Origin of the sequence: Snodgrassella sp. W8124, assembly GCF_016100875.1 — a bacterium.
Taxonomy (GTDB): Bacteria; Pseudomonadota; Gammaproteobacteria; order Burkholderiales; family Neisseriaceae; genus Snodgrassella; species Snodgrassella alvi.
Map to the genome: position 1 here is coordinate 1145928 of NZ_JACFRP010000001.1, position 16326 is coordinate 1162253.

General features: G+C 42.5%; 13 protein-coding genes and 1 tRNA gene. 10 read left to right on the forward strand and 4 right to left on the reverse strand.

The features are described 5' to 3' along the window. Nucleotides 1-12 precede the first annotated feature (12 nt). Complete coding sequence (gene panC / locus H3U73_RS05075; RefSeq protein ID WP_037391876.1) at nucleotides 13-852, reverse strand: pantoate--beta-alanine ligase; 840 nt, start codon at nucleotides 850-852, stop codon at nucleotides 13-15. A gap of 243 nt (nucleotides 853-1095) precedes the next feature. On the opposite strand from panC, the gene H3U73_RS05080 reads away from it, so the two are divergent. The 3 genes from H3U73_RS05080 to H3U73_RS05090 all read left to right on the forward strand — a co-directional run bounded on the left by H3U73_RS05080 (nucleotide 1096) and on the right by H3U73_RS05090 (nucleotide 4675). Beyond that, the gene (locus H3U73_RS05080) at nucleotides 1096-1899 is read left to right on the forward strand and encodes a basic amino acid ABC transporter substrate-binding protein (protein ID WP_198190149.1); all 804 of its coding nucleotides are present in this window, start codon (nucleotides 1096-1098) and stop codon (nucleotides 1897-1899) included. Nucleotides 1900-2082: 183 nt separating this feature from the next. Beyond that, nucleotides 2083-3084: a 2Fe-2S iron-sulfur cluster-binding protein gene (locus tag H3U73_RS05085; protein ID WP_084551604.1), complete on the forward strand. Its 1002-nt coding sequence runs from the start codon at nucleotides 2083-2085 to the stop codon at nucleotides 3082-3084. Nucleotides 3085-3091: 7 nt separating this feature from the next. Continuing rightward, nucleotides 3092-4675, forward strand: coding sequence for a phosphoethanolamine transferase (locus tag H3U73_RS05090; protein ID WP_084551605.1), 1584 nt, complete (start codon nucleotides 3092-3094; stop codon nucleotides 4673-4675). Nucleotides 4676-4897: 222 nt separating this feature from the next. Here the strand turns inward: H3U73_RS05090 and clpA are convergent, their stop codons facing one another. After that, on the reverse strand, nucleotides 4898-7192 hold the full coding sequence (gene clpA, locus H3U73_RS05095) for an ATP-dependent Clp protease ATP-binding subunit ClpA (protein ID WP_025330481.1): 2295 nt from the start codon (nucleotides 7190-7192) through the stop codon (nucleotides 4898-4900). Between the two features lie 145 nt (nucleotides 7193-7337). Beyond that, nucleotides 7338-7643: an ATP-dependent Clp protease adapter ClpS gene (gene clpS, locus H3U73_RS05100; RefSeq protein WP_025330480.1), complete on the reverse strand. Its 306-nt coding sequence runs from the start codon at nucleotides 7641-7643 to the stop codon at nucleotides 7338-7340. Nucleotides 7644-7869: 226 nt separating this feature from the next. Here clpS and H3U73_RS05105 point away from each other — a divergent pair, with 226 nt between their 5' ends. Then, a complete protein-coding gene (locus tag H3U73_RS05105) occupies nucleotides 7870-8073 on the forward strand; it encodes a cold-shock protein (protein WP_025330479.1) in 204 nt (67 codons plus the stop codon). 308 nt (nucleotides 8074-8381) lie between these two features. On the opposite strand, the gene H3U73_RS05110 is transcribed toward H3U73_RS05105, so the two are convergent. Next, nucleotides 8382-9602: a uracil-xanthine permease family protein gene (locus tag H3U73_RS05110; protein WP_078474813.1), complete on the reverse strand. Its 1221-nt coding sequence runs from the start codon at nucleotides 9600-9602 to the stop codon at nucleotides 8382-8384. A 201-nt stretch (nucleotides 9603-9803) separates the two neighbouring features. On the opposite strand from H3U73_RS05110, the gene H3U73_RS05115 reads away from it, so the two are divergent. The 6 genes from H3U73_RS05115 to H3U73_RS05140 all read left to right on the forward strand — a co-directional run bounded on the left by H3U73_RS05115 (nucleotide 9804) and on the right by H3U73_RS05140 (nucleotide 16238). After that, nucleotides 9804-9879 (forward strand) — tRNA-Thr (locus tag H3U73_RS05115). 444 nt (nucleotides 9880-10323) lie between these two features. Further along, a complete protein-coding gene (locus tag H3U73_RS05120) occupies nucleotides 10324-12057 on the forward strand; it encodes an MFS transporter (RefSeq protein ID WP_084551606.1) in 1734 nt (577 codons plus the stop codon). Nucleotides 12058-12074: 17 nt separating this feature from the next. Then, on the forward strand, nucleotides 12075-13334 hold the full coding sequence (locus H3U73_RS05125; RefSeq protein ID WP_084551607.1) for an HlyD family secretion protein: 1260 nt from the start codon (nucleotides 12075-12077) through the stop codon (nucleotides 13332-13334). Then, nucleotides 13331-14725 carry an efflux transporter outer membrane subunit gene (locus H3U73_RS05130; RefSeq protein ID WP_084551608.1) on the forward strand — a complete coding sequence of 465 codons (1395 nt, stop codon included), beginning with the start codon at nucleotides 13331-13333 and terminating at the stop codon, nucleotides 14723-14725. Before H3U73_RS05125 ends, H3U73_RS05130 begins: the two co-directional genes overlap by 4 nt. 145 nt (nucleotides 14726-14870) lie before the next feature. Further along, nucleotides 14871-15713 (forward strand): RnfABCDGE type electron transport complex subunit B, encoded by an 843-nt coding sequence (locus H3U73_RS05135; protein ID WP_110414125.1) that lies wholly within the window; start codon nucleotides 14871-14873, stop codon nucleotides 15711-15713. A gap of 90 nt (nucleotides 15714-15803) precedes the next feature. After that, complete coding sequence (locus H3U73_RS05140) at nucleotides 15804-16238, forward strand: META domain-containing protein (protein WP_078474818.1); 435 nt, start codon at nucleotides 15804-15806, stop codon at nucleotides 16236-16238. Nucleotides 16239-16326 lie beyond the last annotated feature (88 nt).

Here is a 16326-nt window from a genome sequence, read left to right on the forward strand (position 1 = left end):
CTATTTTTATTATTAATGCGACAAATTGACTTCTATATTATCAATTAAACGGGTAGTTCCCAAGATTGCAGCAGCCAGAATAACCAGATTTTTATCGGATATCTGAGCTTTTGTCAGCGTTTGTGCCTGCCTGATTTCAATATAATCAACCTGCCATCCATTTTGTTGCAAATACGTTGCGGCACTATTTTCCAAAGCCGAAAAGTTAGTATTTCCCAGCTTAATTGCATCGGCAATATTTTGTAACTGTGCAAACAACTGTGCTGCCTGTACATGCTCCTGTGCCGAAAGATAACCATTACGGCTGGATAAAGCCAAACCGGTTTGTGCTCGTTCAATTTCTACCGGAATGATTTCTATATTCATATTCAGATCCTGAACCATGCCTTTTATCACAGCCAGTTGCTGATAGTCTTTTTTACCAAAACAGGCTACATCAGGTTGAACAATATTAAACAATTTAGTTACTATTGTCGCCACCCCGCGAAAATGACCCGGACGGCTGCGCCCGCATAACTCATTCTGGATTGCCGGCGGTTCAACAAAATAACTCTGCACACCATTTGGATAAAGCTCGCTTTCATCAGGTGCAAATACCACATCAGCACCAGCTGCTTTAAGTTTTTCTGCATCCTGCTCTAAAGTACGCGGATATTTATCAAAATCTTCCCCGGCACCAAACTGTATCCTGTTAACAAATATACTTACTACCACTGAATCTGCATAAGCTTTAGCTGTACGTACCAGTGACAAATGACCTTCATGCAGATTACCCATAGTCGGTACCAGAGCTACGCGTTTAGCCTGCCTGCGCCATGAACGCATTTCAGCAATGGTATGTATTATATGCATAAATTATCCTGTAAAACTAAAACACACATAATTTATATACTGTTAATAAATGTCTTGTATATGTGAGAGTGAAATTATAACACTGCAAACCTACATTACAGAGTATCTGTAAAGCTTGTGTCATCATTTAAATATGTTACTATCAAACCAGACATGGCAGTAAGGATGCATATTATCAAATGTAAATTTTTGTATAGAACATCTTCCTTAGCCAATTAACCCATCTGAACTTAAGGAGCATTTATGAAAATCAAACACTGGTTCGCCGCTGCGGCCATGTGCTCTGCACTGGTGCTAACAGCCTGTGGCGGAAGTAAAAATAATTCAGAATCTGCATCTGCACCTGCACCTGCACAGTCTAGTGCCGATAAAACTTATATTGTGGGTACAAATGCCGAATTTGCCCCTTTCGAGTCACGTACCGCTAATGGTTCACTTACCGGTTTTGATATTGACTTGCTTACCGCAATGGCTAAAGCCGGTAATTTCAAAATACAGTTTAAAGACCAGCCCTGGGATGGTCTGTTTGCCAGTTTAAATAATGGCGATTTAGATATAGTAGCTTCCGGGGTAACCATCACTGATGAACGTAAACAAAGTATGACTTTCAGCGATCCGTACTTTGATATTTCTATGATGGTACTGACACCGAAAGCAAAAACCTTTCATTCTCTGGCAGAGTTAAATAATATGCAGCGGGTAGCTGTTGCAAGTGGTCAGACCGGTGATCTGGCCGTTCAGAAAATACTTGGTGCCCAAAGTACCAAAATTGCCCGTTTTGATAGTGTACCTTTAGCCATTAAAGAGCTGGAAAATGGCGGAGTTGAGGCCATGGTTTCAGATGGTGCTGTTATCAGTAATTATGTTAAAGCCAACGGTGCTGATAAATTTACTATTAATAAGGTACCGGAATTTGGTGTAGACCATTATGGATTCGTGGTACGCAAAGGTGATACAGCCACAGTAGAAAAACTGAATGATGCATTGAAAAAAATTCGTGCCAGTGGCGAGTACGACAAAATCTACGCCAAATACTTTTCTAATTAAATCTTTCCCTGCCTTTTCAGGCAGTATTCATGATAAGCCTGTTATTAACATAACAGGCTTTTTTCATTAAATAATAATGTAATCTGCGCTGCGGCATTTATTATCACTTTTTACCTCCTGATTTGGCTTTTATCTGGCAAGGTTCTAAAATAGCCGTTTTCTTTAAAATAATATAAAACAGATATGAGTTATCGGATAACTGTTTTACCGGCAAGTGAAACTTTTTACGCAAAACAAGGGGAATCACTGCTTAATGCGGCTATTGAAAACGGTATTATGCTGCCGCATGCCTGTAAAAGTGGCTGTTGTGGTGCCTGCAAGGCGCAACTGACCGAGGGCAAAACTACTGAAATCAATTCACAGGCGGCCTTGAACAGTAAAGACAGCAATCAGCAGGATATTTTATTATGCTGTCAGAGTGCTGAAAGTGATATAACACTTTATCTACCCAATTATCTGGGTAAAAATAATCAGCCGGTTCAAACGCTGAATGCGCGGATTGATGATATTCGCTATTGTGCCAATGTAGCCATTGTTACCCTGAAACTGCCGCTAAAAAAACAGTTTAATTTTACAGCCGGACAATATGTCGATATTGTTCTCGCTGATAATTTACGCCGCAGTTACTCCATCGCCGGTTTTAATACTGATACTCGTCAGCTGGTTATTCATGTCCGCCGCCATACGGGTGGTGTTTTTTCTGAACAATTATTTGACGGACGGCTTCAGCAAAAAGATATTATTCACATTCACGGACCTTTAGGCAGCTTTCAACTGAGTAAACAGCAAAAACCATTAATTATGCTGGCATCTGGTACTGGTATTGCGCCAATTGAAGCTATGCTGAATACTCTGGCTGAACAACAATACCGGCAGGCTATCCATGTATACTGGGGAGTAGCCGCAGAAGAAAATTTGTACGATGCTACCTTATTGGACAAACTCTGCGCCAAATTGGTTCAGGCAAAGTGGACAGCGGTACTGTCCCGTCCGGAATCAGCCTGGAAAGGAGCTCGAGGGTATGTACAGGATATCGCTTTAAATGATTATCCTGACATGAGCAACCATGAAGTATATGCATGCGGACATCCGCAAATGATTGCCAGCGCACAATCCTTATTCTTCAAACAGGCTGCTCTGGCAGAAACAGCTTTCTTTGCCGATAATTTTACTCCTGCATCCTGAGTTATTTATGAAACTGACACCTCGTAAACATTATCTGCTGATGATTTTGTTATTACTTATTTACAGTCTGGTAATGATTTATGCGCTGGCTTATCCGCCGAATCCTAACCGGATTATTGAAACCTGGCTGCTTATGCTGCTTTTACAGCGTTTCTTCCCGAGCGTATGGCGCTGGCTGATGTGGTTAAGTGCTATTATTATTCTTTTATACCACCCTACTGCTACTCTGTACGGCCGGCCAAGTTTTGGTATTGTTGCTTCGTTATTAAGCACAACCGCCAGTGAAGCAAGTGAATATATATGTGCTATTCCATGGCACACCTACCTTGCTACTATTTTACTGGCTGCCGTTCCGCTGTTTATTGTACGTTTTAATCGTAAAGCCGCAGCACCTCGCTGGCGCTTTTACTGGAGTATTCCGCTGGTACTGATTCTAATAGTAATGACAGTACAGACAGCACGTAAGGGCTATACAACCGGTGGTTTTGCGTTGCGCGCACAACCAGTGGAATTTTTAGCAGATGCCTATCTGCAACCACGAGCCTATTTTGCTGCACTGGCAAAAATGAAGCAGGATTTAGCCAAACCTGACAACTGGCAAATCAGCAGCAGCCATCAGATTTATCGTAACTATGTACTGATTATCGGTGAAAGTGTACGTGCAGACTATATGCATCTGTATGGCTTTAAATATGCAGATACACCATTTCTGGATAAACATGCCAATATTGTTATGGATAATATGCTGTCTGCCGGCCCCAACACGCCTATTTCATTATTACACGGCTTAACGCTAAGCCATGGCAAACCTTTCAGCATTCAGAATAATGTTATTACTCTGGCTAAGAAAGCCGGTATGGATACGGTCTGGTTATCTAATCAGGGGGCTCTCGGACAATACGATACATCAATTTCCACTATTGCTCATCAGGCAAATCAGGTGACTTTTCTGAAAACAACCGGATACGATTTTGGTATACGCAGCTTTGATGATCAACTTATTGCACCGCTGCAAAAAGTTTTAAATCAGCCACTGCCTGCGAATCGGTCACGGCTGATTGTGCTGCATATCATGGGTTCTCATCCTAATCCGTGCGACCGTCTTCCACAACCAGCGCATCACTATGTCGATAATAACAACAGTAACTGCTATATTGACACTATCCGGCAGACAGACAATTTACTAAGTCAGATATATAGTGCATTACAGCACAGCGGTCAGCCATTCAGTATGTTGTATTTCAGCGATCACGGTTTAAGTCACGATAAAAACAGTTATGAAAAAAACAGCATCGTGCGTTCTGAAAGTATTCTTCGTCATAATGATCACTTCTATCAGAACTATCATGTTCCATTAGTGATTATCAGCAGTAATCAAACTGGACAATTACGTAACAAAGCACGGCGCAGCGGTTTAGAATTGCTGGATGGAGTTGCACAATGGCTGGGAATCAGCACCCCACAACTGCCGTATAGTAAACAATTTTTCAGTGAAACGGACAGTACTCAGCTAGAGGTTCTGGATCTCAATCAGCGGTTACAACCTGTAGATAAGCTGCAAAACGATCCTCTCCCTGCACAATTGCAGTGACAATTACATAAAAAAACAATCTCTCTGTTTTTTTACAAAGCAGAGAGATTAAATTTTTCAAATAATTTCAGATTAAAGCTTTACATTTGATATGAATCAAAACACTTCTGAACAAAAACATTATAATGAATTTACTTTGATTGGTTTCCTCTTGATGTGTGTGTTTAAGTGTGGCTCTTCGCCACACTTTTTTTTATCTTAATTTTGACATTCTTAACATAATTATTCAATTGTTACTGATTCAAATTTGTTCTGATCAGCTTCCTGAGAATCCGCAAAATCCAGTACTACTTCATCTGACTGCGGAAGATAATCTATAAGCACAGCACCGCCCTCACTTAACCTTCCGAACAGCAATTCATCTGCCAGCAATTTACGGATACGTTCCTGTATCAGACGATGCATCGGACGCGCACCCATTGCTGCATCAAAACCATTTTTAGCCAGAAAAACACGCAGAGCCGGTGTAAATTCTGCCACAACCTGTTTAGACAATAACTGCTGTTCCAGAGCCAGCAAGAACTTATCAACCACTTTCGCAATAATTTGTTCATCCAATGCCTTAAATGGAACAATAGCATCCAGGCGATTGCGAAATTCAGGAGTAAAAGTATTCTTAATAGCAATCAAACTGTCAGACTGTTCACGCTGACCGGTAAATCCAAGATTCGGTCTGGCAAGCTCGGCAGCACCTGCATTAGTGGTCATAATGACAATTACATTACGAAAATCCGCACTACGTCCATTATTATCTGTGAGTTTGGCATAATCCATCACTTGTAACAGCACATTAAATACATCAGGATGGGCTTTTTCAATTTCATCCAGCAGTAACACACAATACGGCTGTTTATTCACCGCGTCAGTTAACAATCCACCCTGCTCGTATCCAACATAGCCCGGCGGTGAACCAATCAAACGCGAAACTGCATGCCGTTCCATATATTCAGACATATCAAAGCGTAGTAATGGTAAATCCAGCAACTGCGCCAGCTGTCTGGCAACCTCAGTTTTACCGACGCCGGTAGGCCCGGCAAACAGAAAACTGCCAATCGGCTTATCAGCCGGTTTCAAACCGGAACGAGCCATTTTTATTGATGCAGCCAGTACATCAATAGCCTGATCCTGTCCAAAAACTTTTGCTTTCAGGTTATCGGCCAGAAAACGCAATACCTGCTTATCATCATGAGAAACAGCAGTTTCCGGAATACGTGCCACCTTAGCGACAATAGCCTCAATCTCAGCCCGTCCGATAACTTTACGCTGTCTGGATTTCGGCTGAATTTTTTGTGCAGCAGCTGCCTCATCAATGATATCAATCGCCTTATCAGGCAGAAATCGCTCGTTTATATAGCGTGCGGATAACTCAGCAGCAGCCTGTAATGCTGCACGGGTATAACGTACCTGATGAAAGTGCTCAAATGCCGGACGTAAGCCCTGCAATATCTGTACCGTTTCCGGTACGGAAGGTTCTACTACATCTATTTTCTGAAAACGCCGGCTTAATGCATGATCCTTATCAAAAATAGTACGGTATTCCTGATACGTAGTGGCACCAATACAGCGCATACTTCCTTTAGCTAACGCGGGCTTAAGCAGATTGGATGCATCCATTGTCCCGCCGGACACACTGCCAGCTCCGATGATGGTATGAATTTCATCAACAAACAACACAGCTTTATCCAGCTCACTTAATTCTTTGATTACTGCTTTCAGGCGTGCTTCGAAATCACCACGATATTTGGTACCGGCCAGCAGTGCGCCCATATCCAGAGAAAAAACTACTGACCCCTTAATAGATTCAGGTACCTTTTCATTCACCAGCAGATAGGCCAGTCCTTCTGCCAGAGCAGTTTTACCTACACCAGCCTCACCTACCAGTAATGGATTGTTTTTGCGCCGTCGACACAATGTCTGAATCAGACGCTGCATTTCTTCATTGCGTCCGATTAAGGGATCAATACGTCCGGCCATTACCTCCATATTAAGATTCACTGTATACAGTTCGAGTGCTTTTGCCTCTGCTTTGGCTGCTTCTGTTTCATTATTCTGCTCGGTATTTTTATCCTGAGAAAAACGATGATTACCCAGTGTCAGATATCGCAGCACATCCAGACGGGTTACTGATTGCGATTCAATAAAATAGACAGCATGACTGTCTTTTTCCGACATTATCGCAACCAATACATCAACCGGCGTTACCTCTCCTTTTGCCTGAGCCGCACGTACATGCACGATAGCCTGCTGTAAAACCCGCTGAAAACCCAGTGTAGGCTGTAATTCAGACTGTTCCAGCTCATTATCCGGCAAAACCGGAGTGTTTTCATAAATACTCTGTTGTAACTGTTTAGCCAGCAAATGATTGTCTACACCCACAGCCTGTAATACTTCACTAACATCTTCACTTTGTTGCAACAGGCCGAGCAATAAATGTTCCACTCCAATAAATTCGAAGGCACGGCTACGAGCCTCGGCATAAACATATTGCAGAATTTTTTCAAGCTGTGCCGAAATCATATCCGACCTCCTGACAAAGTAACGTTATCAATAGCGACTGCAACCAATTTTATTCACTTGTATAAACAACATGAAGCATACACGATAAAATTCAAGTAGCGCCCGCAGAACTAATATTTCACCCGTAATTACCCAAACAGGCAATTCAGGCCTCTTCTACCAAACACTGTAAAGGAAAACCGGCTGCTTCCGAGCGTGACAAAACCTGATTACATTTTGTTTCTGCAATATCTTTTTGAAACACACCGCATATCCCGCTGCCTGATTCATGCACCATCAGCATAATAGCTATGGCCTGCGTATGTGGTAAATGAAACACATCCATTAAAATTGCAATTACAAAGTCCATTGTCGTGTAATCATCATTCAGCAAAACCACTTTATAGCGCTTTGGCGGCATTATCATGGATTTCTGGCTCTGGCTAACAATTTGTATCTTCGAATTTGACATTGTCTATTAATCTACATGTATCTGTGGGTTTTTAGTAACGGTTTTAATAATTTTATCATTTTTCGGTAAGCTTGCTTGACGTTAGTTCTTAACCTATGTAAAAAGACTACTTAACAAGTCAGACATAGACTGCCAGACAAACTGTTGTACAGTCGTTCACTATTTTTTTGGCCTTTTTGTGTCGTAAACTTGTTCTTTATTTTGTTTTTTATGTATAGGAAGTTTCATGGCAACTGGTATTGTTAAGTGGTTTAACGACGCTAAAGGTTTTGGTTTTATTACCCCAGATGAAGGTGGCGAAGATTTGTTTGCACATTTCTCTGCAATCAACATGAATGGTTTCAAAACCTTGAAAGAAGGTCAACGTGTATCTTTTGATGTGACCACCGGTCCAAAAGGTAAACAAGCGGCTAATATTCAGGCAGCTTAATCTTAGCCGGTTGTCCGGTTAGTCTAAAATAGCGGCAAAAGCCGCTATTTTCTGTTTGAAATTGAAGAAATTGTCTTTTGCAGGATAATGACCTAAATATTTATCTGTATCATTAATCTCTATTTAACTGGCCGTTGATATTCAGACAGTTAATATTCCTGCACGTAATTTGTCCTGAAATTCCTGTATCTGAATTGATATATTTCTTACTGAAACTATCTTAAAAGACAGAATTAATATCCAAATACAAAAACCGCAGCAATAAACAAGCTGCGGTTTTTTACAGGATAAATCGTTTAAATAATCTATCAGGACTGAACAGATGATTTAGCCGGTAACAGCAAATTAAGCACAATCGCCAGTAAAGCGCACAAACCCACACCAGCAAAGGCCATCGTACCAATCTTCACAACCATACCGCCGATACCGACAGTCAGTACGGAACTGACAATCACCAGATTACGCGGTTCCATCAAATCCACTTTGGCATCAATCAGCGTTTTCAAACCTAATGAAGCAATAGTACCAAACAGCAACAACATAATCCCGCCCATTACCGGCAACGGAATAGAGCTGAGAAATGCATTAAACTTACCAAAAAAAGCCATAAAAATTGCAAAAACGGCTGCCCAGGTCATAATTACCGGATTACTGTTTTTAGTAATCATCACCGCGCCGGTAACCTCTCCATAAGTAGTAACCGGAGGGCCGCCAATCAGACCGGCCACACATACACCCAAACCATCACCCAGCAAAGTCCGATGCAAACCGGGGTCTTTTACATAATCGTGGCCTGTTACCTTACCAATCGCCATGATTCCGCCAATATGCTCAATAGCTGGTGCGATAGCTACGGGCAGCATAAACAGTGCAGCCTGCCAGTTAACCTCAGGTGTAGCGAAATGCGGCACAGCAAACCAGGGTGCCGCTGCCATGGCACTGGTATCTACCATACCGGTAAATAAGGCCATAATATAACCGGCAGCCACACCGATCAGAATCGGAATCAGCCGCATCATTTTGCTGCCGAATACTGTAACAATAACCGTTACAGCAAATGTGAAACCGGACAAAAATAATGAATGAGCGTAATCAACCACCTGCTTATCACCGGATCTGCCCATAGCCATACTGCTCGCTACCACAGCCACCGATAAACCTATCACCATAATCACCGGACCAATGACCACTGGTGGCAGTAAACGATGTACTGAAGCCAGACCGCGCCATTTAATTAATGCGGCAAAAACAAAATACATAAAGCCGGCAGCAAACAGACCAAACATAGTTGAACCAAGTCCCCATTCCTGCATGGCATAAATAATCGGTGCAATAAACGCAAAAGAGGAACCAAGATAAATCGGTACTTTACGTTTAGTACAAAGTTGAAATAATAAAGTACCTATACCTGCACCCATTAATGCCAGTGCCGGATTCAGCCCTGTCAGCAACGGTACCAGAACCATAGCACCAAATGCTACAAACAGAATTTGCGCGCCGGCAAGCGCGAGTTTCAAATGGTGTCCCACCCTGACACTCCCGATAAATAAACAAAACCCAGTATTATAATATAGGACGTTATAAAAAATAGTTATAGTTTGTCGCCATCAGGCTAAAACTTGAATATTTTATTTAATCGTTAAAACAGCAGTTTAATTGTAAATTTAAAAAATAATCACCAAAAAGGCTTGCACGATTTAATTTTATTGCGCATAATGCGCTCCTCTTTCGCCGGCATAGCTCAGTTGGTAGAGCAGCTGACTTGTAATCAGAAGGTCCCGAGTTCGACTCTTGGTGCCGGCACCAGTTAAAAACAAAAAAGCATAATCTCAGGATTATGCTTTTTTGTTTTTAACGACCATCTACTCTTCTGGATTTTTTATTAACAAAATAAGTTAATACTTATGAGTGATTATCACTTATGCCTGTCTCTAAAAAATCAATCAGTAATTACTGAACTTTCGTCCTATCTTACATTAAACTAATATGCGGCCTTATCTGTTTTAATTATCGTATATTTATGTAATCGTAATTTATCTTTATCACTTGAGATTTATTGACAGACACAATAGTTTTATATTTATACAATGATAAATAATTTTAAAAATTAACAATTTATATCCGTTATTCTAAAGCAGAGTTATTATCACAGATATTAAAATATTGTTAGCAGAAACTAAAAATTTGTTTTAGAATAATTACACGCTGAACGTTTATCGCCCATCCATCTGAGTTAATCAGGATTACTGGATGGCATTTTTAATTGTAGCGGCTTCAGCATATGTATATTGCAGTAAAAAATCCATGTCTCAAAATATCTATCAGTTAAAACCGCATGAACGCCCCATGATGGCGGGCTCACCGTCATTTCCCGACCATCCGTGGAAAAGGCGTTTATGCTACGGCATCATTGGAACAATCGTTGGCTTAACTGCCGGATTTACCAATGGCATGATGCTGGCCAACATTCCCCAGATTCAGGGCTACTTGGGACTGACACCTGAACAGGGCGGCTGGATACAGGTATCTTATTACATGTTCAGCGCCATTATCAGTGTATTACTTTTTAAAATCCGCCAGAATTTCGGGTTGCCGCGTTATGTAGGCTATATCATTCTTGGGCTGATACTGACTAATTGCCTTCAGTTTTTTTTCCATGATTATTATATGGAATTATTCGCCCGTGGTATGAGCGGGTTGGTAGGCGGCAGCTTAAACAGTGTAGCCATGTATTACATGATGCAGGCGATGCCGGCTATTCATCGTGGTAAAGGCATGATATTCGGGCTGGGGCTTACTCAGCTCAGCCAGCCGCTGGCCAGATTTATTTCTCCCCTGCTTTTACAGCACGAACAGTTTCAGCTTGTATTCAGCTTTCAGCTAGGTATGGCATTACTGGTATGCGGTGCAGTATGGCTGTTACCTATTCCCTCTGGCTATCTGGAAAAATCTTTCGAAAAAATTGATCTGATAAGCTTCCCTTTGCTGGCTGCCGGAATTGCCTTTATTTCTGCAGGAGCGGTACAAGGCAGGATTGTCTGGTGGGACAAAGACTGGATTGGCTGGCTGTTTGTAGCCGGCGTCGTATGCTGTATGCTTTCCGTGATTATTGAATACAACCGCAAACACCCGATGCTGGATATCAAATGGATGATGCATACCAACGGTATGCTCCAGATACTGATTTTCGGTTCACTGATACGGGTTGCCTTATCTGAACAAAATATGGGTGCGGCCGGTCTGATGACAGTTTTAGGTCTGAGTAATGACCAGATGATACATTTTTATGCTGTTGTTTCCTGCGGTGCTGCACTCGGATTGCTTACTAGTGTATTAACATTCAATCCTCTTGATATTAAATTACCTTTGGTCATTTCATTTGCCATTATTGCTATGGCCAGTTTTATGGAAGTTGGACAGAATCAGTGGTCACGGCCGGTTAACTTCTATATTCCCGAGTTTATGATTGCCTTTGCTTCGCTGTTTTTTTTCGGGCCGGTTATGATGGAAGGACTGATACGGGCTCTTTCCAAAGACCCTGTATACATCATGAGTTTCTCGGCAGTATTCGGTTTTTCACAAACTGTCGGTGGACTAATCGGTTCAGCGTTACTTAATGCTTTCATTACGATCAGAACACGCATTCATCTGATTAACAGCGCAGACAGTGCATATCTGACAGACCCGCTAGTCAATCAGGCAATTCAGAAGAATGCTCTGGCCAGCCAGCGCTTTAGTTTTGATAGCAGCTGGAATCATGCCTATGGTGTCAGTAAACTGATTCAACAGGACACCATGCTGGCACAAATAGCTGCTTACAATGATTTATTTGTTTTGGTGGGAATCGGTTCGTTAATCTGCTTTCTGGTTGTCGGCGCACATCGCTGGTGGCATCAGATACACGGTACCAACCCTATCGGGCGTGAACTGAGAAACTATGCGGCTGCCCGCCAGCGTGCAATGCAAGAACCGCCAAAACAATAAAATAAAGAAGGACAATAATGACTGACACACAACAAAACAATCCGGATCAAAATCAGAAAACAACCGGCAATCAAACTGTACAGTCTGCTCCGGCAGCAAACAAAACCGCTAAAGAACAGACATCTGCTCAGCCAAATACGAATCAGGCGGGCACGAACCAGCAAAACAGCTCATCCGCTTCTGCCGGTAAGGCTAATCCCTCACCTGCCCAGCCGGCAGCCAGTCAGTGGCAGCCTCCTAAACGTAAATGGTTTGTAACAGCTATTCTGGTACTGGTATTAATGCTTGGTGTCCTGATGATTTTACGTGCATGGAAATTACCACCATTCCGCAACTCAATGGTATCAACTGATAATGCATATGTACGTGGTCAGACTACCATAATCAGTCCTCAAGTAACTGGTTACGTTACTAAGGTATATGTTCAGGATTTTGACGACGTTAAGGCTGGACAGCCACTCATACAGATTGATGACCGCATCTACAAACAAAAAGTTGCAGCCGCTGAAGCCGGAATTGGTTTACAGGATAGCTCTTTAGCCAATTACGAACAGAATCGCCGCAGTAAAGAAGCAACTCTGGCAGCCCGTGAGGCAGATATTGCCAATGCTCAGGCGCAACTGGAAAAAGCTCAGGCTGATATGGCCCGGGTAAATATTCTGGTTACGGATGGTTCGCTTTCCTTACGTGAACGTGACCAGACAAGAGCTGCGTTAAAACAGGCTCAAACCGGAGTTGCGGAAGCTAAAGCACAATATCGGGTTGCTCAGGAAGATCTGAAAAGCACTCATGTTAACAAGAGCGGCCTGAAAGCAAACGTTGATAATGCACATGCACAGCTCGGACTGGCTCAGATTGATTTATCCAATACCGTTGTCCGGGCGCCTGAAAGTGGCCGGCTAAGTGAAATCAGCGTCAAAAATGGTCAGCTGGTAAATGCCGGAACACAATTAATGTTTCTGGTACCCGCACGCAAATGGGTAGTCGCTAACTTTAAAGAGGCACAGACAGCCAATATCCGCGTTGGTCAGCCAGCATGGTTTACAGTGGATGCCCTGAACGGAGCCAGAGTCAAAGGTACCGTAGAAAAAATTTCTCCGGCTGCCGGCAGTGAATTTTCTGCAATCAAACCAGATACCACTACAGGTAACTTCGTTAAAGTACCACAGCGTATCGCTGTCCGCATACGCATTGATACCAGTAATGATCTTTTTGAACGTCTGCGCCCGGGCATGTCTGTGGTAGTAAGTATAGATACAACCAGAGTGAAAGCATGAAAACACCTTTAATCAGACTGTTTACCCTGATCGCCCTATCAGTCAGTGCCAGTGGCTGTATTCCCAGAATTCCGAACATTCCGGCAGCTGCGCGGGTCGACGTTCCGGTACAGTGGCATGAACAGTATCATCACTCCGCTCAACATGCAGATGCACAATGGTGGACTCAGCTTAATGATCCGGTTTTAAACCGGCTTATCAGTGAAGCACTTGCTAATAACATTGATATCGCTCTGGCACAAACACGAATACAGGAAGCACTCGCTCAGGAACATGCTTCGCGCGCATCCTTACTACCCAGTCTGGAAGCCAGCGGCGGTACTTCACGGCAAAAAAGCCTGAATGCTTTTGGTATTGCTACCATTAACCGGGTAGAACAGCCAACATTTCAGGCTGCATACGAACTGGATGTTTTTGGTCAAAACCGTAATGCATGGAAAGCACGTCGTCTGAACCGGCAGGCCAGTGAAATTGCCGAAGAAGCAACCCGTCTGAGTGTCATCACAACTACGGTTAAATCTTATGTCACTCTGCGTGCACTTGATGAAAAGCTGAATTTACTGCAAAAAACTCTGGAAGCGCGTCAGCGAGAGCTAAAAATTGCTCAATCTAAAGCTAATGTCGGCTATACATCCAAGCTGGAACTGAATCAGGCACAGGCTGAATATGCAGCCACACTGCAACAGATTCCAGTAGTTCAATCCAGTATCAGCCAGCAGGAACATGCTCTGAGTATGCTGACAGGCAGTAGCAGCCGTACCATTGAACGCGGTTTATCCTTATCGGAACTGCATGCACCGGCTATACCTGACATACTGCCTTCTGATCTGATGAAAAATCGTCCGGATATAGTTCAGTCAGCACTATTAATAGCTGCCAGTGATGCCAGTCTGGCTTCGGCTCAGGCACAATTTTTACCTTCCGTGAAAATCAGCGCTACATTCGGCCGTCTGTTTACCACTTCACCAATTAAAGAACCGGTTAATTTATGGAGTATAGGCGGCAGTATTCTGGCACCTGTATTCGAAGGCGGACGATTAAAAGCAAATTTTGATCTGAATGTAGCTAAACGTAATGAAGCTGTCTGGAACTATCGCAAAACTGTGCTGACTGCTCTGAAGGAAGTTGAAGACCAATTATCCGGCAGTTATCGCCTGCAGGAACAGGAACAAGCTTTGGAAATGGAACGAGATGCACTGGAGAATGCCCTGCACCATGCAACAAATCGTTATCGTGCAGGTTATTCTCCTTATCTTGATGTTCTGGACAGCCAGCGCAATTTACTAAGCGTACAAAGTCAGCTGATTCAGAGTAAAGCAGATTATCTGAATTCACAGGTTTCACTTTATCAGGCTCTTGGCGGAGGCTGGACAGCACCTGCAGGTAAATAATTTCAGCCACAACCGCACAGGATTGAATACAAAGCAGAATAAACAGACTATAATATTTAATAAAGTCTGCTTATATGTATAAATTTGCTGTTTTAGCTTTATGTTAGAATAGTTCTTTAAGTATTAAAAACTACGTAGTTTTATCATGTCTATTGCTTCTGAACACATTGACCGGCTTTTACCTCAGACTCAGTGCAGGCAATGTGGATATCAGGGTTGTTTGCCGTATGCTCAGGCATTGAGTCGCGGAGAAGCTGAAATTAACCTTTGTACACCGGGCGGTACTGCTGTCATCAGTGATTTAGCTAAACTGTTAAAAGTGCAGGTTCTTCCTCCGGCTGATGCGCTTAAAGCTGCCCTCCCTAAAGCAATAGCTGTAATTGATGAAACCGAGTGTATCGGTTGTACGGCATGTATTAAAGTCTGTCCGGTAGATGCGATTATGGGCGCAACCAAACAAATGCATACAGTAATCAGCACTGAATGCAGTGGTTGTGAATTATGTATTGCCCCCTGCCCGGTTGATTGTATCGATATGCAGCCGGTACTTGAACACTGGTTACCACGGTCAAGAACACTGACCGATGGGCAGGAAAGTGACCGTTTTGCTGCTGCTACTCAGGCAAGTCTGCGATTTCAGCATCGTACCGAACGTCTGCAACGCCTGCAGCGTTTAAAAGAGGAGCAACTGCATGCACGCAAAGCTAAAGAGCCTGCAACAACCACAACTTCTGCAGCAAAGTCTGCCGGAAAAATTAATCCGGCTGCCCTGATTGCAAAAGCAATGGCTAAAGCACAAACGCAACAGATACACAGAAGAGTGCCTGATAATCAAGACTCTTTTCAGCAGCAGCAAATTGCCAAGGCACAGGAGCAGGCTGGTTACCGCCGCGCCATGCGAGATTTACAATATGGAAATGATCAGCAAAAAACAGAAGCTCTTGAATGGTTACGTTTGTATAAACAACAACGCGAATCCGAACAATAATGCGCAAAATCTGACAAAATTGAATAAAAATGCTAAAATACTAAAATATGTCAAAATTAATTGGCTATATAAGTAAATGAAATTAAAAAGATGAAGAAACTAACATTCTTTCTGGGTTGTATGGCTGTTTTGCTTATAACTAATGCCTGTGCTTTTGCAGATAAGCCTGATACCAGATTTTTATCCGGTAACTGGGAAATCCGTTCTCTGAATGGAGAACCCACACCAGATACTTCTTCTCGCATTCGTTTTGATCCGAATACACACCAGTATTTTGCTTATTTCGGCTGTAATCATATAAACGGAACCTATCGCGACTATCGTCATACATTGCGATTAAGTAAGCCTTTCGGCATCACTAAACTATGTGCCAATATAGAAGATGAACGGACTGGTACCGGTACATTAGGTTTTGTTAAATCATGGCGTATAATCAATGATACTACTGGTGTACGTCTGCAATTACTGGACAAACACCGCTATGTAAGGTTAGAAGCGCGTTTAATTAAAAATACAGCAAACTAACTAAAATATACAAAAAATTTATTATCAGATTGTAATCAATTTTAAAAGCTTAATCATACAACCGATAATACTGAGTTTAATATCAAAA